Raw genomic sequence first — 18,747 nt, 5'->3', positions numbered from 1 at the left:
GTTGTGGCGTTCGAACGCCTCATGCAGGTCGTCGCGACGGGAGAGGGCGGCGTTGCCCTGCAACTGCCAATCGTTGAAGTCGCCGGCAATGATGACCGGAGCATCGTCGGGCAGGGATTCGAGCAGTTGGCAGAGCAGCTGCAGCTGTAACTGACGATGACTTTCGAGCAGGCTCAGGTGCACGCAAATCGCATGGACTTCCGCGTGCCCCGGCACCTCCAGCACACAGTGCAGCAACCCACGGCGTTCGGGGCCGGTGATCGACACATCAAGGTTACGAAATTCGCGGATCGGGTATTTCGACAGCAGCGCATTGCCGTGGTGGCCGTCGGGGTAGACCGCATTGCGCCCATAGGCGAAATCGCTCCACATGCTGTCGGCGAGAAATTCGTATTGTGAGGTCTGCGGCCAGTTGTAATAACGGGAAGAATGCCGATCGTGTTCTCCCACGACTTCCTGGAGGAACACCAGGTCCGCTGACGTACTGCGTACGGCCTCGCGTAATTCCGGGAGGATGAAACGCCGGTTGAGGGCGGTGAACCCCTTGTGAGTGTTGACCGTCAGCACCCGCAGGCGCTGTGTCGCCGGGGAAGGCTTGAGCGCGGCCTGTTGCTCGGATTCGCTGGTCACGTGTACTCCTCTGAATCAGAACTGCTTATGCATGCGACTGATGCGGCGGCGGGCAGTTCACAGCTACCGAAACTTTGTAGCAGCTGCCGAGCATGCGAGGTTGCGTYCGGCCGCGMAGCGGTCGTGAAATCAGGCGACGCGGTGTTTCAGGTAAACCGAGTGCACAGGGTTTACGACCGCTGCGCGGCCGGACGCAACCTCGCATGCTCGGCAGCTGCTACAGGGCTAAGCAGTCAGATGAAGACGATTTCATAGGGCAATCGCATGCGGTCCAGGAGCACTCGGGGCAGCAGGGGGGCAATGCCGATGGAGGGGTCGCCGTCGAGCTGGCTGGCGTAGGCGTGGGTGGCGTGGCTTTTGCGCGCAACAGTCCAGGTGTCGAGGCGCACTTTGCGTGCACGGTGCCAGGGCATGAGCGCCTGGTCTCGAGCCGGCCAGTGCCAGGCCCAGATAGGCACTTCATGGAACGCTGCACCGACGCTGCAGGCAGCAGCGGCGCTGGCACGGCCGACGGTATCGTGATCGGGTGTGCCGTCCTCGCGCCAAGTGCTGAACACCACGTCGCCGGGACGCAAGTAGCGGGAGATGAATTGGGTCAGTTGTGTTTCCTGCTCAGCCAGGGCGAAGTCAGTGAAACCACCACGAATCCATTTCAGGCTGTGCATCGGCAAGCCGAGCCGACGCAGGGCCTCGACGCTTTCCTGGCCGCGAAACACGCTCAGGCGTTTCTCCGACCATTGTTGTGAGCCCGGTTGGCTGGCACTGCCATCGGTGACCGAGATCAATTGCAGCGGATGACCGAGGCTGGAAAGCAGCTGCAGCAAACCGCCACAGCTGACCACTTCGTCGCCGGGATGCGGCGAGATCACCACGGCGCGTGCGCCGGCGGGGACCAGGGTCTGGGTGTTGATGACGGGGATGTTGTCCAGTTGCAGCGCACTGTTCCAGATTTGTACTGGCTGGCTGCTGTCGATGAGGGAGACGGTTTTCATCGGCCTACGTCCTTGTCTGTTAGAAAACGATGTGCAGCGCTCCATACCTGGATTGTTGCGCACAGAGTATTGCTCAAGTATCGCTATTCGTCGCGTGAGGGATTCATCTGAGTCGATTTATTTAACCAATTCGTACCAAATCCCGTAAACAGTCGCCGAAACCACCGCGTGCAGAATGCGAATCATCGCAGGCCCTCAAGTGCAGCGACAGAGCGAGGTTCTCGACTCCAGAGCTCCAGCAGAAAATCCGCTTCCAGGTGCAGGACCAGGCGGGCCAGCGTCAAGTGCTCGTGGAGCAAGTCGTGAACCTGCCGGGCGTTCAACGGACAGCCTTCGATGGGTGGGCGCCAGTGGCAGGCCAACAGTTGACCGTCAGCGGCGAGTGACTGTTCGGCCTGTTGGATCAGGTGTTTCAAGTCGTCGGCATCGAGGTAATAGCCGATTTCGCTGAGCACGATCAGATCGAACTTTTCCTCCGGCCACTCGGCGGGCAGGCGAGCGTGACGGACTTCGGCGTGGTCGAACGGGCCGAGGCGAGTGCGCGCCAACGCAACGGCTGCGGTAGCGGTGTCGCAACACAGCAGGCGGTCGCAGCGGCTGGCCAGTTCAAAGCTCAATTCACCGTTGGCGCAGCCGGGCTCAAAGATTGCGCGGTAATGCGGGCGCGGCAGGGCGGCGAGGGTGATCGCGCGTTTGCGCTGTTCGTACCAGCGTTGACGAAACGCCCAGGGATCATCGTTGCCGGCAAACAAGCCATCGAAATAGCGATCGTCAACGCTCATAGAAAAATCACCTCAAACGGCTGCAGCAGTCGGTCCAGCACAAAGGGCGCCAGCACGGGGGGCAAGCCGATCTGCGGATCACCTTCCAACTGGCTGGCGAAGGCGTGGATCGCGTGACGTTTGCGTGCAATCAGCGGCGGGGTCAGGCGGATTTTGCGTGCCCGGTGCCAAGGTACACCAGCGTCTTCCGGCGTTGCCCAGTGCCAGGTCCACACGGGCAGTTCATGCAGGGTCGCGCCGATGCGACTCGCGGCGAGAGCACTGGCGCGCCCCACGGCCTCATGATCGCAATGACCGTCTTCACGCCACGTGGTGAACACCACATCGTTGGGGCGCAGGTGATGTTCGATGAACGCGCTCAATTCGCTTTCGCGCGCGGCGACCTGACTGTCACTGAAACCGCCTCGCAGCCATTTCAAACGGTGCAGCGGCAAGCCTAGACGGCGTAACGCTTCCACCGATTCTTGCGGCCGCACGGCGCTCAGACGCTCCACGGGCCAGCGTTTTGAACCGGGATGACTGGCGCTGCCATCGGTGACTGAAATCAGTTGCAACGCTCGACCTGCCGCCGCTAGCAATTGCAGGAAACCACCGCAGCCCAGGACTTCGTCATCCGGGTGCGGTGCGATGATTACCGCGCGAGCGCCTTCGGGCACCAGGCTGAGGATATCGATTTCCGGCAGTTGCGCCAGATGACGGGATGTTTGCCACAGGCGCAGGGGCGTGCCCTGGCCGACGATTGGATTGGTTCTCATAACGTCCATGTCCCTTCCAGGGCCAGTTTGCCCAGCGCGGCGAGATCCCGCTCGGCATGGCTTTGGCGCAGGAACACCGGCAGGTCGGCAATCAATCGGGCGAACTGGCGATCCTTGCAATAAGGACCGGCACCGAGGGCATGGCCGACGTGCAGGATCACCTGTTCGGCAGCGTGTTCGACCACCGCCCGGGCACGACGGGCGAGCAATTGGGCGTTGTCTTGCGGCGAACTATCGATGGATTCGGCGCTGGCACGTAACACCTGCATCGCAGCGTGCAGCGCACAATCAACCGCGCCGAGATGAGCGAGGGCATGCGGTTCTTCATGTTGCGCGCAGTGAGTGCGCAGGCGTTCGCCGAGGCTGTGGGCCGCGCCGTACCAACAGGCGGCAATGCCGATTCCACCTTGCCAGAAACCCGGTCGTTGCAAGTACTCGCCGGGAAGGCCAATGACTTGAGCTTGAGCGCTCTCGAACAGCACGTCGACGCTGCCAGTGGCGGCCATGCCGACTGCTTGCCAGCCCTGATCCGTCACGCTGACACCGGGTTGATCCAAGACCACCGCAACCAACTGCTGGCGGTCCTGTTCATCCCACGCGGTGAGCAGGGCATGGCTCAACACCGTCGCGCCCGAGCACCAGGCTTTACGCCCGTCCAGCGTTACCCGAGCGCCTTGCTGACTGACCCGCACCCGCGCGTTCGGCGGCTCGGAGGCCCACATGCCCCAAGTGCTGCCGGGTAGTGGAGAGGCGTCGAGTTGCGCCATGATGGCCAGCGCATCGGTGTGGCCTTCGTACAGTTTGCACAGGCCCAAATCATGCCCCCCGACCTGCGCCAAACGCTGGAAGCGCTCCAGCGTCCGGCCGCTTCCGGGCAGTGGAAGCTGATCCAGCCCGGCCTCCACCAGCGCCCGCAGGCAACGGCCTAGCGCCTGAGTGTCGGCGTATTCCGCTGGCTGGCGAGTGAGAAACGCCTGAAGGTCCATTTCACTCGTCTTCCTCATGCTGCAATTCGAACAGCAGCAGCGAACGGCCGGTCACCGAGTATTCGTGACCGAATTCGAAGCGTTCCTGACCGCGAATCGACGGTTGATTGGTGTCGATCATGCAGGTCCAGTGTCCGCCATCGGGCACTTCCGGCAGCGTGAAGTTGACGATGTCGTGGTGGGCGTTGACCACCAGCAATAACGTCGCGTCCGCACCCTTTCGGCGGATCCCGGTTTCCTGGGCGCGGCCGTCGAGCAATATGCCAAGGCAACGACCGTGGCCTTCGCCCCATTGCTCCTGGGACATTTCAGTGCCATCCGGCGCGAGCCAGCTCACGTCCTTGACCCCGATGTCCTCGTTGTAATTACCCACCACGAAGCGCCCGCGACGCAGGACCGGGTACGTCAGTCGCAACTTGATCAGGCGTTTGACGAACTTGAGCAGGGCCTTGCCGTCTTCGCTCAAGTCCCAGTTGACCCAACCGATCTCGCTGTCCTGGCAATAGGCGTTGTTGTTGCCTTCCTGAGTGCGTGCGAATTCGTCGCCGGCCACCAGCATCGGCGTGCCTTGGGACAGCAGCAGCGTGGCGAAGAAGTTGCGCATTTGCCGCTGGCGCAATTCGTTGATTTCGGGATCGTCGGTCGGGCCTTCGACGCCGTGGTTCCAGGACAGGTTGTTGTTGCTGCCGTCTTGATTGTTCTCGTCGTTGGCTTCGTTGTGCTTGTCGTTGTACGACACCAGGTCATTGAGGGTGAAACCGTCGTGGGCGGTAATGAAATTCAAGGAAGCATAAGGACGCCGGCCACGCTGGTCGAACATCTCGCCGGAGGCGGTCATGCGGCTGGCGAAATCGGCGAGTTGGCCGTCGTCTCCTTTCCAGAACGCGCGCACGGTGTCGCGGAATTTGTCGTTCCATTCCACCCAGCCTGGGGGAAAGTTGCCGACTTGATATCCGCCGGGGCCGCAGTCCCACGGTTCGGCAATCATCTTCACCTGACGCAGCACCGGGTCTTGACGGCAGGCCACGAGGAAGCTGTGACGTTCATCAAAACCGTCGTGGTAGCGACCGAGAATGGTCGCCAGGTCGAAGCGAAAACCGTCGACGTGCATTTCCGAAGCCCAATAACGCAAGGAGTCAGTGACCATTTGCAACACGCAAGGGTGGCTCAAATCCAGGGTGTTGCCGGTCCCGGAATCGTTGATGTAGAAGCGCTTGTCCTCGGGCATCAAGCGGTAGTAGGAGGCGTTGTCGATGCCGCGCATGGACAGGGTCGGCCCTTGTTCATTGCCCTCGGCCGTGTGGTTGTAGACCACGTCGAGAATCACTTCCAGATCGGCCTCGTGCAGGTGCGCGACCATTTCCTTGAACTCGGCGATTTTGCCGCTGGCCAGGTAGCGCGGGTCCGGAGCGAAGAACGCGATGCTGTTGTAGCCCCAATAATTGGTCATGCCCTTGTGCAGCAAATGCTGATCGTTGACGAACGCGTGGATCGGCAGCAATTCAACCGACGACACCCCGAGTTTGCGGATGTGTTCCAGCACGTCATCCACCATCAACCCGGCAAACGTGCCGCGCACATTCTCGGGAACGGAAGGGTGGCGCATGCTGATGCCGCGTACGTGGGTTTCATAGATGATGGTTTTGTCCCATGGCACGCTGACGCGATGGTCGTGACCCCAGGTGTGCGCCGGGTCGATGACTTTGCATTTGGGCACGAAGGGCGCGCTGTCGCGCTCATCGAAACTGAGGTCGGCATCGGGGTGGCCGATGGTGTAGCCGAACAGCGCTTCGGACCATTTCAACTCACCGACCAGTTGTTTGGCGTAGGGGTCGATCAGCAGTTTGTTGTGGTTGAAGCGATGACCGTTGGCCGGGTCGTACGGGCCATAGACGCGATAGCCGTAGATCAGGCCTGGATGGGCATCGGGCAAGTAGCCGTGGTAGATCTCGTCGGTGTATTCGGGTAGCTCGATCCGTTCCAGTTCCACCTCGCCCGAGTCATCGAAGATGCACAGTTCGACCTTGGTGGCGTTGGCAGAAAACAAGGCGAAGTTGACCCCTAGGCCATCCCAGGTCGCGCCCAGCGGGAAGGGCAAGCCTTCACGGATTCGCGAAGCCTCGGCGTGAGGTTCTGGCGCGGCTTTCTTTGGCGTGGTCATAGGTGCTCCTGCAGTGGGGATCGTGGTTTTTCAAGGGCGAACGAGCCCCAGTGGCGAGCGAACTCGCCACGTCATTGATCAATACAAATCGTTTATGACGTCAGGTGGTCGGTGGCTTTTTCGCCGCGCGAGGCTTTTTCTCGACGGCTTTTTCCCCCGGCGGAATCACTTTCGACGCCGCAGCAGGCTTGGCCTTGGCTTTGGGTTTGGTTTCGCTGCCTTTACTGTCGAGGGCACCATTGGCCTTGCCGGCCGCAGGTTTAGTGGTGCTGGCTTTCGCTGGTTTTTTCGGCGCCAGGGCTTCCGCTTCGGCCAGCTTGCGGGCCATTTCCCAGTGCCGGGCTTCTTGGCCCTCCGGTTTGCCCTCGGATTCCCAGATCTGATAGGCAAATTCGCGAACGCGTTTATCGTCGGTACTCATCGCAATGCTCCTGAACTGAACTCAAGCTTGGGTAAAGTGTTGGATAAAGAGATTGACCGGGACAATCCCCAGCGCAGCGCTGATGTTCAGCTCCCTGTGTTGTGTGACTGCGACGCTGGAAAAAAGTCCCTTCAGATTTTCGTCAGAGGCGGCGAACGGTAATTTGACCCGTGTATCGCCCCACTGCTGGGCATCTATCCTTGGTTCGGCACCGTTTTTTTGCAGATCGGTTTTTTGCAAATCGGTTGTTTGCAGCTCGGCGCAACGTATCGGTACGATCACGATGGCGCGTTTACCTTCCAGCGAGCGAGCAAAGGCCAGCACCCGATGGGCTTGGCTGCCGAGCACTTCAAGGGCTTGATACGTCCCTCGCGAAAACAGTTCGGCATGTTCGGCCCGCAGGTTCAGCACCTCGGCGATCAGCGTCTGCTTGATGCGCCCGTCACGCCAGTTCGCCAATAGTTCGAGCACGTCCGGTGTGGCTTGAAGTGCCCGTTGACGGCTGGCGTAATCCACCGGCCGGCGGTTGTCCGGATCCACCAGGCTGAAGTCCCAGAAGTCGTCGCCCTGATAGAGGTCCGGCACCCCGGGCACGGTCATTCTCAGCAAGGTTTGCGCCAATCCATTGATGGCGCCGGGGGCAGCGATGGCCTGAACCGCTTTGCCGAGGATTGTGCGCAGCAGTTCACCTTCGGGGGCCGAAAACAGACGTTCGATAAACACCTGCATGGCGTGTTCATAGGGCTCGTTCGGCGCGCTCCAACTGCTTTGCAGCTTGGCTTCACGCAGGGCTTTTTGTTGCCACTGCCAGAGGCGTTTGGCGTAGTCCTCAAGCGCAGGCTGATCATCGCTGTGCAGGTTCAGCGGCCAACTGCCGAGGATCGCCTGGTACAGGATCAACTCATCGCCCGCCGTCGGCATGAGGTCGTCGTCACGCAGCGGTCGGGCGAGGGTTCTCCAGAGCGGAATCTGATCGGCATACCAGGCGCTGCGTTCGCTCAGCACGGCCAAGCGTGCGCGCGTGTCTTCGCCGCGTTTGTGGTCATGGGTGGCGGTCGCAAGCAGGTTGCCCGGGAATTCGGCCAGGCGATTGGCGCAGGCGGCATGAAAGTCCGACACCGGGGCGCTGAACTGTTCGGTGCTGAAGCCGACGTCATTGCGCGACAGCAACACCGCCGAGCGATAGAACGCGGTGTCTTCGACCGCTTTGGCGGCGGCCGGCGAGGTCAGTTGCTGAAAGCGCACGCAGGCATGCTTGAGGATCTTGCGCTGGCGCCCCACCGGGCGTTTGCGCCAAGGCTCGCCGCCGAGCCAGCCGGCCAGGCAATCGAGTACCGGCCAATCAGCTTCGCTGAGGGTTTGCCGCGCACCCTCCATGGCCTGCTGGAAAAACACATCGTCTTCCTTGGAGCGGCCATGGGGGCTGATATACGTGCGGTACACCGGGAAGTGCACGATCAATTCCTGCAACGCCCGGCGGATCGCACCGAGGGTGAGGTCACGGGTCATCAGGTCGTCCCGGGCGACTTGCAGCAAGGCCTGGGCAACGCTTTCGAAATCGCCGGCCAACGAGCCGTTGAGGATCTGCTGACGTGCCAATTGCGCTTCCTGGCGGAAGTCGGCAGGGCGTTCGCTGAAGCGCTGCCAGAGTTCGCCCAAGGTCTGGGCGCCTTGCGGGTCGTGTTGCAGCAGCGACACTTGGTTCATGAACTCGTAACCGGTAGTGCCGTCCACCGACCAGTCGCGGTGCAGGGTTTCGCCTTCACCGAGGATCTTCTCGACGTAGATCGGCAGGTGCCGGCCCGGTGACAGGCTATCGACCCGGCGCCGCAGTTTGCGGCAGTAGCCACGGGGATCGGCGAGGCCGTCGATGTGGTCGATGCGCAAACCGTCCACCAGCCCTTGCGCCACCAGTTCGAAGATTTTCGCATGGGTTGCTTCGAACACGGCCGGACGCTCGACGCGCAAGCCGCCCAGTTCGTTGACATCGAAAAAACGCCGCCAGTTAATGTCGTCCGCCGCCGTGCGCCAACTCGCCAGCCGATAACTCTGGCGATCGAGCAGATTGTGCAGGCGCTGGAAACCGTCCGGGGTGAGTGAGTCGTAACTGCCCAAGTGTTGCTCGATGGACTGGCGTTGTGCCGGATCGCTGGCCAGATCGCGCAGTTCGGCTTTCAGCGGTACCGCGAGGCTGTGCGCGTCCGTCTGGTAACTCAACGTGGTGAAGCGCTCCGCCAGCGACTTCAGCTGTTCGCCGTCCGTGGGCAGCAGTTCGCCATAGTGCATCGGGCAGATCGGGAAGCGGTGATCGTAATGCTGCACGTAAAAGCTGCCGTCCTGCGCATCTAAGCGCAAGGGCAGGGTGCCGTCCTGCAACGCGATGCCGTAGTCGCTGCCCAGGAATGGCAGCAACAACTGACCTTCCATCAAGGGGTCAGGCGAGTGCCATTGAATGTCGAAGAACTCACCGAACGGGCTCAACCGCCCCCATTCCAGTAAGTCCAGCCACCAAGGGTTATCAGCGCCACCGACCGCCATGTGGTTGGACACGATGTCGAGGATCAAGCCCATCCGCTGTTCGCGCAGGGCACTGACCAAACGGTGCAACGCGGCCTCACCACCCAGCTCGGGGTTGACCGTGGTCGGGTCCACTACGTCGTAGCCATGCATGGACCCGGCGCGGGCGGCCAGCAGCGGCGAGGCATAGACGTGACTGATGCCAAGGCGGGCGAAATACGGCACCAGTGGCACCGCTTGATCCAGGGTGAAGCCTTTATGAAATTGCAGCCGCAGGGTCGCCCGCGGCGGTTGGATAAACGGCGCCGTCATTGGTCACGCTCGCCCGCCTGAAGCCGTGCGCAGGCGAGCAGTTCCAAGCGTCGGGCCGCGTCAGGGTCATCGAGCAGGGCTTCGCTGTCGCCGGGCAGGCGCCGTGACCAGTTGGGGTGGGTGTCGATGGTGCCGGGCAGGTTGGCCTGCTGTTCGATGCCCAAGGCATCTTCCAGTGGCAGCAACACCAAGGGTGCGCGGGTATGCCCGAGGAACCGGACGCTGGCGTCGAGCACCTGATCGGTTTCGTGGGACTCCTCGCGAAAGTTCTGAGGGTCTTCGCCCAACACCCGACGCAGGCCTTCACGTTCGCGCTCGCGGTGATGGCGCCATTCGATTTCACCGCTGGCGTCTATCAAGCTGAGCCGGGCGTTCCAGTCGATGTCGCGCCCATGCCACCAGCCATTGAGTGTCGGCAAGTCATGGGTGCTGGTGGTTGCCAGCGCGTTGTCCGGCCAGTCGAGGATGGGCTTGAAGTGGGCGTTGTCCTGTTCAAACAGCAACACGCGCATGCCGAGGATCGAGCGGGCGATGAGTTTTTCCTGCAGGCCTTCCGGTACAGTGCCGAGGTCTTCGCCCAGCACAATCGCTTGATGCCGATGGGATTCGAGCGTCAGCAAGCGCAGTAAATCGTCGACCGGGTAATAAAGGTACGCGCCATCCCGGGGAGACGCGCCATTGGGGATCACCCACAGCCGTTGCAGGCCCATGATGTGGTCGATCCGCAGGCCGCCTGCGTGGGCGAAATTGGCGCGCAGCATTTCGATAAACGCGCGAAACCCGTTGCGCACCAGACCTTCGGGCGAAAACGCGGAAATGCCCCAACCCTGGCCGGTGCGGTTGAGGATGTCCGGCGGCGCACCCACTGTCAGTGAGGCGAGTAATTCGTCCTGGCGGCTCCAGGCTTGACTGCCGCCACCGTCGGCACCGACGGCAAGGTCGGCGATCAGGCCGATGCTCATGCCGGCACCGCGGGCGGCGGTTTGCGCACGCTCCAGGCAACGGGTGATCAGCCATTGGCAGAAGGCGAAGAAGCCAATGCGTGTAGCGTTTTCTTCAGCGAACTCGGCAAGAGCAATGCTGCGCGGGTCGCGCCACTGTTCGGGCCATTCGCGCCAGTCGAGGCTTTCACCCTTGGCGGAGCGGACTTCTTGTAGGGCCTCGAAGCGACAGTGATTTTCCAGTGCTTCGCCCGAGGCATGGCGAAAACTGCTGAAATCTTCGTGCAACGGGTGTTCGCCCTGAACAAAGCCCTGGTACAACGCCTGCAAAATGCGGTGTTTGGCGTGCGCGGCCACGGGCCAGTCAATCAGCGGGCGTTCTTCGAGCTGTTGCAGTTCGGCGGCGAGCCCGGTGGCGTCAATTGCCGCGCGCATCGCCCGCTCACCGAGGATGGCACCGGGCGCGGCGTACAGGCTGTTGAGAAACAAACGGCTGGAGGGCGAGTACGGACTGTAGCGCTGGGTGTCGCTGCCGAACATCGCGTGCAACGGACTGATCGCCAACGCTTCGGCGCCGCGTTCGCCGGCAACCCGCGCGAGGTCTTCCAGCGCCTGGGTATCACCGAAACCACCATCGCCGGCACGCCGCAACGAGTACAGCTGGACGCTCAGGCCCCAGGTGCGCGGGATCGGGTTGTCGACGGCGTCACCCACGCTGTAGCAACGTTCGGGCGCCACCGCGAGGGTGAAGGATTGGCCGTCAATGCTGGCATGCTGGTAGCCGACCGGAATCAGTCCCGGCAGCACGGCATGTGCGTCGAGCTTCAGGCTGATCCTCGATCCATCTTCGAGATGAATATCGCAAGCTGTTTCGGGCTCAAAGTAACGTGCCAGATCGAGGCCGACACCGACGTCGACCGTCATCAGTGGCGGCAGGCGGTGAGTCTGCTGGACAGCTTGCAACTCCAACAGGCTTGCATCGATTTCCTGGGCGCTGCCGGCCGGGTGACCGAGGCCCGTAAGCACGGCGCGTAACACGGACGGGTCGACTTTCTGTGCGCGACCATTGGCGTCGATCCAATCGACGGCCAGGCCTGCGCGGCTGGCCAGTATTTCAAGTTGCGCATCGCTCATGGGCGCTCTCCATCCGAGGGTAGCAAAGGTGCTGCGGCCGTGAGGCTGACCAGCGCGCAATATGGGGCGAGTTTGCCCTGGCGTAACAGGTCGGCTGCGTGGGGCGGGTGTTCGAACAGCAAGCATGTTTCGGCCTCAGGGGTGTGGACCACCGGCGTRTCGCTGAGGTTCAGGTCAATGCGCAGCTCGCTACCATCTCCTAGCCGCCATCGTGCACTCACCGCTGCGTGCCCGAGCACGTCGGCGCCCAATGCCTGGGTGCCGGGCAGACGCGGGATGAGGTGCTCGTGGCGCAGTTGCAACAGGCGGCGATACAAATCATGAATGCCCGGCAGCGCACTGGCGCTGCGCTTCGGTTGCGAGGCTTCGAAGGTTTGGAGCGCATTGGGGTCGGGAATTTGTTCACGCTTGTGGGGATCGGCAAAGGCACTGAAGGCCGCGAACTCGTTGCGTCGACCTTCGCGCACCAATTCTGCGAGTTCACCGTGGTGGCTGGTGAAAAACAGAAACGGGGCCTGCGCTGCGAATTCATCGCCCATGAACATCAGCGGGATCATCGGCGACATCAGCAGTAATGCGGTGGCGGCGTAAAGCGCATCAGGATGGGTCAGTTGATGCAGGCGTTCGCCTAACGCACGGTTGCCGATCTGGTCATGGTTTTGCAGAAACAGCACGAAGGCGGTCGGCGGCAAATGACCACTGGGCTCACCTCGCGGTGTGCCGTGGCGGGTGATATGGCCCTGGAACACAAACCCCTGGCTCAGGCAGCGAGCGAGTTGTTTGGTGGTCTGTTCGGCGTAATCGGCGTAGTAGGCGTCGGTTTCGCCGGTCAGCAACACATGCAGGGCGTTGTGACCGTCATCGTTCCACTGCGCATCGAAGCCTTGTTGCAGCAGTTTGGCTTCATTGTGTTCGTTTTCCACCATCAGCCACACATGACGTGTGGGCTCGGTTTGCTGGCGAACCCGTTGGGCCAGTTCTTCAAGGAAGTCCGGGCTTTCGATGGCATGCACTGCATCCAGGCGCAATCCGTCAAAGCGATATTCCAGTAGCCACATCAACGCATTGTCGATGAAGAAATCCCGCACCTCGCGTTGCCGGAAGTCGATGGCAGCGCCCCACGGCGTGTGCTTGTCTTCGCGGAAAAAGCCTTTGGCGTAGTGGTGCAGGTAATTGCCATCCGGACCGAAGTGGTTGTAAACCACGTCGAGAATCACCGCCAGGCCGAGGCCGTGGGCGGTGTCGATCAGGTGTTTGAGTTGTTCGGGTGAGCCATAGGAGGCCTGGGGGGCGTAAGGCAAGACACCGTCGTAACCCCAATTGCGCTCACCGGGGAATTGCGCCAACGGCATCAGTTCTATCGCCGTGATGCCGAGTTCGACGAGGCGCGACAGGTGTTGCTCGACGGCATTGAAACCGCCGAGCACACCGACGTGCAATTCGTAGATGATCGCCTCGCTCCATGGCCGACCGTGCCAAGTGTTGTGTTTCCATCGATAGGCCAGCGGATCGACCACCACGCTGTGGCCGCCGATGTCGCCGGCTTGGGCGCGGGAGGCCGGGTCCGGCACCTCCAGCTCGCCATCGATGTTATAGCGGTAACGGGTGCCCGCGGGGCAGCGGGTCTTGATCACGAACCAGCCGTCAGCCTGAGGCAGCAACGGCAGGGATTGTCCATTTTCCAGTTCGACACTGACGTAAAACGCATCAGGCGCCCACAAGGCAAAACGCGTGTGTTCTGCGTCCAGCATGATTGCGCCGTGGGGCCAGGTCTCAAGGGTCCGTAACGGCATCGTTGAAAACCTCTTACTGTCGGCCCGATTTGCCCAACGACTTGGCCACAAGCTGTTCATAGAGTTCGGCGTAGGGTTCCACTGCCTTGCACCAGTTGAACGGCGCAGCCATGGCCCGGCACCGCATGGCGTGGAGCAGGTCGGGGAAGGCGAACACCTTGAACGCACGGCTCAGGGCTTCCTGGTAACTCTCGACGGTGGATTCATCGAAGAGGAAACCGGTCACGCCGTTTTCAATGGTGTCGGCCAGGCCGCCGGTATTGCGTGCCACCGGCAGTGAACCGAAGCGCTGGGCGTACATCTGACTCAGGCCGCAGGGTTCATAACGCGAGGGCATCAGCAGGAAATCGCTGCCTGCAAACATGCGTCGGGCATCAGTTTCGTTGAAGCCGATGCGCACGCCGATCTGCCCGGGAAAACGCAGGGCCAGTTCACGCATGGCTTGTTCTTCTTCCGGCTCGCCACGGCCGATGATCGCAATCTGGCCGCCGCATTTGACGATGTATTCGGAGACCGCTTCGGTCAGATCCAGGCCTTTCTGATAGACCAGACGTGAAACAACGGCAAACAGCGGACCTTCGGAATTGTCCAGGCCGAACAGTTCGCGTACATGCGCAGCGTTGACCGCTTTGCCGTCCCAGTCACCGATGCTGAAGGGGCGGAACAGGTGCGTGTCCGTGGCCGCATYCCAGCTTTCATCAATGCCGTTGGGAATGCCGCTGAGCAAGCCTTGCTGGGTCTTGGCGGCGAGAAAACCGTCGAGGCCACAGCCAAAGGCCGGCGTGGTGATTTCCTGGGCATAGGTGGCGCTGACGGTGGTGATGTGGCTCGAATAGGCCATGCCGGCCTTGAGAAACGACATCTTGCCGTAGAACTCCATGCCTTCCTGCTGCAGGGCGTGCGCGGGGATGCCCAGTTCGGGGCACGAGCCGAGGCTGGTCACGCCTTGGTAGGCCAGGTTATGAATGGTGAACAAGGTTGGAGTGCGCTGCCCACGCCAGTGCATGTAGGCAGGCGCCAGGCCCGCGGGCCAGTCATGGGCATGCACCAGATCCGGGCACCAGTGAATTTGTGCAAGATTGGCGGCGATATCCGCGGCGGCGAGACCCAGGCGGGCAAAGCGAATATGGTTGTCCGGCCAGTCGCGGCCATTGTTGGCACCGTAAGGCGAGCCTTCGCGCTCGTAGAGCTCAGGGCAGATCAACACATAAATGACCAGACCGTCCGGCATGTCCATGCGCCCGATCTTGCAGGGCGGCAGTGCGGCGTGCCCACCCAGTTCACCAATGATGTGGATCGGGTTTTCGCTGTGCAGCACTTGCGGATAGCCGGGGATGAGGACCCGCACATCGTGCAGGTGCGACATGGCGCGTGGCAGCGCGGCGGAAACGTCGCCCAGACCTCCGGTTTTCACCAGATCGGCAATCTCGGAGGTGACAAACAACACTTTCTTTCTATTCGGATTCTGACTGGCAGCCGGTGTCAGCGTCTTGGTGCCAGGGACGCTGATCGATTGCGCACTCGGTGCATTGACGACGCTCGATTCGCCGACCTGCTGATGAGCACGCTCTCCCTGAATATCTAAAGCCGCACTTATCATATGAATCTCCCGTGGTGTTGATCTAATGCTTAGGTCTGGCACAAACGGTGGGGCCAAATCCTGTGGCCATGCGCAAACGCGCACGCATCGGTAGCAAATACTGCCCAATGCGGTGAAGCGGATGGGTGGAAGGGCCGTTGCAAGGAATGCACCAGTCGCGTTGACCCTACCTTTAACCTGACCCATGGTCAGGACCGAAAGTTTCGAGTTTTTTACCGCCAGATGACCAACCGGTTTTACCTCGCGAAAATGAGTCTAGGMCAGATCCTAGAGCGGGGCGGTCATCTGGTGAAATTGTTCGACAATCGGTTTTCAGAGGGTAAAAGAACCGTGTGTCAAAGGGGTGACCGCACCGACGAAGTGCAGGTTTATTTTTGGTTGCGGGTCAAAAGAGGACTGTCTAGTCACAAAAGTGGGCGGTTTAGGAGGTGAGGTTGCACTGTTGCGGTGCGATTGGTCGGATGGGTGGGGGTGTTTGATGGCCCCATCGCGGGCAAGCCAGCTCCCACGGGGTTTGCGCATACCTTGTGGGAGCGGACTTGCCCGCGATGAATATGACTCGATCTTAAGTGAGAACCCGAATCGGCTTACCCATCGACCACGCCTGAATGTCTTCGATCATCTGCGAAAAGAACAGCTGATAGTTTTGGTGGCTCACATACCCGACATGCGGCGTCGCTAACACATTCTCCAGCGTCCTGAAGGGGTGATGTTCAGGCAATGGCTCCACTTCAAACACATCCAGCGCCGCCCCGGCCAAGCGATTCTTCTGCAACGCCTTGATCAGCGCCGCCTCATCCACAATCGGTCCACGGGCGGTATTGACCAGCAGCGCCGTGGGTTTCATCCAGTCCAGCGCCTCGGCGTCGACCAGTCCACGGCTGCGATCACTGAGCACCAGGTGCACGGACAGCACGTCGGCCTGTTCGAACAGTGCCTGCTTGCTGACATAGGTCACGCCAACTTCGGCAGCCGCGTCGCTGGTCAGGTTCTCGCTCCAGGCAATCACCCGCATACCGAACACTTGCCCGAACTGCGCGACGCGTTTGCCGATGCTGCCCAACCCCAGAATGGCCAGTGTCTTGCCATGCAGATCACCGCCGAGCCCTTGCTGCCATTGTCCGGCGCGCAAGGCGTTGGCTTCGACCACGAGGTTGCGGGTGGCGGCCATGATCAGTGCCCAGGTCAGTTCGGGTGCGGCGTGCTTGTAACTGTCAGTGCCGCAGACCTGAATCCCCAACGCCGCGGCCGCTTTGAAGTCCAGCGCCGCGTTGCGCATCCCGCCAGTGACCAGCAGCTTGAGGTTCGGTAACCGGCGCAACAGGTCCTCATCGAACCGGGTGCGTTCACGCATCACGCAGATCACCTCAAAGCCGCCCAGGCGTTTGGCCAGGGTTTCGTTGTCGGCCGGGTAGTCGTGCACAAAACTGACCTCGCCAACGCTGTCCAGCACTGACCAGTCCACCACGTCGCGCGCGACGTCCTGCCAGTCATCAATCACCGCAATCTGCACCGCCATCAGCCTTACCTCATCAATGAACGGGGTTGGTCTTGTTCAGCCAGTCGAGCAAGGCCTTGTGGAATTGCGCCGGTTCTTCCATTTGCGGCGCGTGGCCCATGCCGGGGAATTCGACGAGGGTCGACTGCGGAATCAGTTGGGCCACTTGCTTGCCAAGCACGTCGTAGTGACCGAGCTTCGCCTTGACCTCGGGCGAGGCAATGTCACTGCCGATGGCCGTGGTGTCGGAGGTCCCGATCAGCAACAGCGTCGGCATCTTCAGGTCTTTGAATTCGTAGAACACCGGTTGAGTGAAAATCATGTCGTAGATCAGCGCCGAGTTCCACGCGACTTGGGTATGTCCCGGGCCTTTGTTCAGACCGGCCAACATGTCCACCCAACGCTCGAATTCGGGCTTCCAGCGACCACCGTAATAGGTGTTGCGTTCATAGGTGCGGATGCCGTCGGCGTTGAGTTTGAGCTCGCGCTCGTACCATTGATCGACGGTGCGGTAGGGCACGCCGAGGGCTTTCCAGTCTTCCAGGCCAATGGGATTGACCAGCGCCAGTTGTTCGACTTGCTCGGGGTATTGCAACGCGTACCGGGTGGCAAGCATGCCGCCGGTGGAGTGGCCGAGGAGGCTGGCTTTCTGGATGCCCAAGGCTTTGAGCAACTGCTGGGTGTTGGTCGCCAGTTGCTGGAAGCTGTACTGATAGTGGTCGGGTTTGCTGGAAGTGCAGAAACCGATCTGGTCCGGGGCGATGACTCGATAACCGGCCTCGCTGAGGGCCTTGATCGAACTCTCCCAAGTCGCGCCGCAGAAATTCTTGCCATGCATCAACACGACGCTGCGGCCGTTCGCCTTGCCATGGGCGGCGACGTCCATGTAACCCATTTGCAAGGATTTGCCCTGGGACTCAAAGGCAAAGTGCTTGACGGTGTAGGGGTAGTCGAAACCCTGTAGTTCAGGGCCATATTCCGGCCCTTCGGCGTGGGCGACGAGGGGCAGAGCGGCGGCCAGCAACAGGCTGGGCAACCAGCGGGACAAGGCAAGGGGCATGGGTGAACTCCGTAGGAAACCGACCGATGCTGGATCGGCATGATTAGGGCGACATTAAACACAGGCAATCGCCGTGCATGATCGTTCAACCCATCCAGCCCAGTGTTACCAGGGCCAGCACGCCATAACGAGCACCCTTGGCCAGGGTCACGATCAGCAGGAATCGTCCCAAGGGTTCGCGCATGACGCCGGCCACCAGTGTCAGCGGGTCACCAATGATCGGCACCCAGCTGAGCAGTAAAGACCAATGGCCGTAGCGCTGATAATGCTTTCGCGCTTGTTCCAGATGACGAGGGCTGACCGGGAACCAGCGCCGGTCGCGAAATCGTTCGAGACCGCGTCCCAACCACCAGTTCACCAGCGAACCGAGTACGTTGCCCAGCGTGGCGATGGCCAACAGCGACCAGAGCCAATACTGGTCGCTGAGCAACAACCCCACCAGCACCGCTTCGGACTGCAATGGCAGCAGCGTCGCGGCGCCGAACGCGGCGAAGAACAACCCGAAGTAAGCACCGGACATCAATGGGCGGGGTAATCCGCCACCACCACATCAGTGCCGTCCTTTTTCAGCCCGATCACTTGGTAGGCATCGCTCATGCCGTCCATTTCCATTCCCGGCGAGCCCATGGGCATGCCGGGGGCGGCAACACCGAGCAGGTCGTCACGTTTGCTCAGGGCCAGCACCTGGTCTGCCGGGACATGACCTTCGACAAATTTGCCGTTGATCAAGGCGGTATGGCACGACGCCAGACGCGGCGGCACGCCATGTTGTTGCTTGAATTCGCTCATGTTGGTTTCGACACGGTCCTCAACCTTGAAGCCGTTCGCTTCGAGGTGGCTGATCCATTTTTTGCAGCAGCCGCAGTTGGCGTCGCGGTGGACTTCGATGGGGATCAGGTCGGCGGCCTGGGCCAGGGAGGAAAGGAGAAGGGCGCTCAGGGCGACCAGACGCAGGTGGGTTCGCATGGGGATCTCGACTCGGGTGGCGGTCAAAAATGGGCATTTTGACCAGTTTAGCCAACAACGAGGGAGGAGTTTGTTTCTAAATTTTACATGTGACACCCAATCATTGTGGTGAGGGGGCAAGCCCCCTCGCCACAATGCGCTCTGCCATACGGTGGGTCAGTTGGCCCATTCAGGTCGCGGAACGGGCCTGGCGCTGTTG

General features: G+C 61.1%; 15 protein-coding genes. All 15 read right to left on the bottom strand.

Annotation, left to right across the window (positions count from 1 at the left end; all coding sequences use genetic code 11):
- A partial coding sequence (locus AC1DRJ_RS07855) for an endonuclease/exonuclease/phosphatase family protein (protein ID WP_477801610.1) occupies positions 1 to 630 on the bottom strand: 630 nt, incomplete at its 3' end.
- Between the two features lie 233 nt (positions 631 to 863).
- Entirely contained in the window at positions 864 to 1,622 is a 759-nt protein-coding gene (locus AC1DRJ_RS07850; RefSeq protein ID WP_477801609.1) for a PIG-L deacetylase family protein, read from the bottom strand.
- A gap of 182 nt (positions 1,623 to 1,804) precedes the next feature.
- The gene (locus AC1DRJ_RS07845) at positions 1,805 to 2,404 is read right to left on the bottom strand and encodes an SAM-dependent methyltransferase (RefSeq protein ID WP_477801608.1); all 600 of its coding nucleotides are present in this window, start codon (positions 2,402 to 2,404) and stop codon (positions 1,805 to 1,807) included.
- Positions 2,401 to 3,159: a PIG-L deacetylase family protein gene (locus tag AC1DRJ_RS07840; RefSeq protein ID WP_477801607.1), complete on the bottom strand. Its 759-nt coding sequence runs from the start codon at positions 3,157 to 3,159 to the stop codon at positions 2,401 to 2,403. Before AC1DRJ_RS07840 ends, AC1DRJ_RS07845 begins: the two co-directional genes overlap by 4 nt.
- A complete protein-coding gene (locus AC1DRJ_RS07835; RefSeq protein ID WP_477801611.1) occupies positions 3,156 to 4,145 on the bottom strand; it encodes an acyl-CoA dehydrogenase in 990 nt (329 codons plus the stop codon). The genes AC1DRJ_RS07840 and AC1DRJ_RS07835 overlap by 4 nt, the downstream gene beginning before the upstream one ends.
- Before the next feature lies 1 nt (position 4,146).
- Positions 4,147 to 6,306, bottom strand: coding sequence for a glycogen debranching protein GlgX (glgX, locus tag AC1DRJ_RS07830; protein ID WP_477801606.1), 2,160 nt, complete (start codon positions 6,304 to 6,306; stop codon positions 4,147 to 4,149).
- Between the two features lie 100 nt (positions 6,307 to 6,406).
- A complete protein-coding gene (locus AC1DRJ_RS07825; protein WP_477801605.1) occupies positions 6,407 to 6,727 on the bottom strand; it encodes a DUF2934 domain-containing protein in 321 nt (106 codons plus the stop codon).
- 21 nt (positions 6,728 to 6,748) lie between these two features.
- Positions 6,749 to 9,556: a malto-oligosyltrehalose synthase gene (locus AC1DRJ_RS07820; RefSeq protein WP_477801604.1), complete on the bottom strand. Its 2,808-nt coding sequence runs from the start codon at positions 9,554 to 9,556 to the stop codon at positions 6,749 to 6,751.
- The gene (gene malQ / locus AC1DRJ_RS07815) at positions 9,553 to 11,631 is read right to left on the bottom strand and encodes a 4-alpha-glucanotransferase (protein WP_477801603.1); all 2,079 of its coding nucleotides are present in this window, start codon (positions 11,629 to 11,631) and stop codon (positions 9,553 to 9,555) included. The genes AC1DRJ_RS07820 and malQ overlap by 4 nt, the downstream gene beginning before the upstream one ends.
- Positions 11,628 to 13,424: a malto-oligosyltrehalose trehalohydrolase gene (treZ, locus tag AC1DRJ_RS07810; RefSeq protein ID WP_477801602.1), complete on the bottom strand. Its 1,797-nt coding sequence runs from the start codon at positions 13,422 to 13,424 to the stop codon at positions 11,628 to 11,630. Before treZ ends, malQ begins: the two co-directional genes overlap by 4 nt.
- Before the next feature lie 13 nt (positions 13,425 to 13,437).
- A complete protein-coding gene (gene glgA, locus AC1DRJ_RS07805) occupies positions 13,438 to 15,024 on the bottom strand; it encodes a glycogen synthase GlgA (RefSeq protein WP_477801601.1) in 1,587 nt (528 codons plus the stop codon).
- A 565-nt stretch (positions 15,025 to 15,589) separates the two neighbouring features.
- On the bottom strand, positions 15,590 to 16,543 hold the full coding sequence (locus AC1DRJ_RS07800) for a D-2-hydroxyacid dehydrogenase family protein (protein ID WP_477801600.1): 954 nt from the start codon (positions 16,541 to 16,543) through the stop codon (positions 15,590 to 15,592).
- 13 nt (positions 16,544 to 16,556) lie between these two features.
- Positions 16,557 to 17,582: an alpha/beta fold hydrolase gene (locus AC1DRJ_RS07795; protein WP_477801599.1), complete on the bottom strand. Its 1,026-nt coding sequence runs from the start codon at positions 17,580 to 17,582 to the stop codon at positions 16,557 to 16,559.
- A gap of 85 nt (positions 17,583 to 17,667) precedes the next feature.
- Positions 17,668 to 18,102: a YqaA family protein gene (locus AC1DRJ_RS07790; RefSeq protein WP_477801598.1), complete on the bottom strand. Its 435-nt coding sequence runs from the start codon at positions 18,100 to 18,102 to the stop codon at positions 17,668 to 17,670.
- Entirely contained in the window at positions 18,102 to 18,548 is a 447-nt protein-coding gene (locus tag AC1DRJ_RS07785; protein ID WP_477801597.1) for a DUF411 domain-containing protein, read from the bottom strand. Before AC1DRJ_RS07785 ends, AC1DRJ_RS07790 begins: the two co-directional genes overlap by 1 nt.
- Positions 18,549 to 18,747: the final 199 nt, after the last annotated feature.

It is taken from the genome of Pseudomonas sp. P5_B2 (assembly GCF_056400445.1).
Note: the sequence above shows the minus strand (reverse complement) of the source record. Positions and strands in the feature narration are given on the sequence as shown.

Bases quoted from the DNA above. Each gene is read 5' to 3' on its own strand.
- glgX (WP_477801606.1), bottom strand. From the start codon at position 6,306: ATGACCACGCCAAAGAAAGCCGCGCCAGAACCTCACGCCGAGGCTTCG.
- AC1DRJ_RS07825 (WP_477801605.1), bottom strand. From the start codon at position 6,727: ATGAGTACCGACGATAAACGCGTTCGCGAATTTGCCTATCAGATCTGG.
- AC1DRJ_RS07795 (WP_477801599.1), bottom strand. From the start codon at position 17,582: ATGCCCCTTGCCTTGTCCCGCTGGTTGCCCAGCCTGTTGCTGGCCGCC.
- AC1DRJ_RS07800 (WP_477801600.1), bottom strand. From the start codon at position 16,543: ATGGCGGTGCAGATTGCGGTGATTGATGACTGGCAGGACGTCGCGCGC.
- AC1DRJ_RS07835 (WP_477801611.1), bottom strand. From the start codon at position 4,145: ATGGACCTTCAGGCGTTTCTCACTCGCCAGCCAGCGGAATACGCCGAC.
- AC1DRJ_RS07820 (WP_477801604.1), bottom strand. From the start codon at position 9,556: ATGACGGCGCCGTTTATCCAACCGCCGCGGGCGACCCTGCGGCTGCAA.
- AC1DRJ_RS07845 (WP_477801608.1), bottom strand. From the start codon at position 2,404: ATGAGCGTTGACGATCGCTATTTCGATGGCTTGTTTGCCGGCAACGAT.
- AC1DRJ_RS07790 (WP_477801598.1), bottom strand. From the start codon at position 18,102: ATGTCCGGTGCTTACTTCGGGTTGTTCTTCGCCGCGTTCGGCGCCGCG.
- AC1DRJ_RS07785 (WP_477801597.1), bottom strand. From the start codon at position 18,548: ATGCGAACCCACCTGCGTCTGGTCGCCCTGAGCGCCCTTCTCCTTTCC.
- malQ (WP_477801603.1), bottom strand. From the start codon at position 11,631: ATGAGCGATGCGCAACTTGAAATACTGGCCAGCCGCGCAGGCCTGGCC.
- AC1DRJ_RS07840 (WP_477801607.1), bottom strand. From the start codon at position 3,159: ATGAGAACCAATCCAATCGTCGGCCAGGGCACGCCCCTGCGCCTGTGG.
- AC1DRJ_RS07850 (WP_477801609.1), bottom strand. From the start codon at position 1,622: ATGAAAACCGTCTCCCTCATCGACAGCAGCCAGCCAGTACAAATCTGG.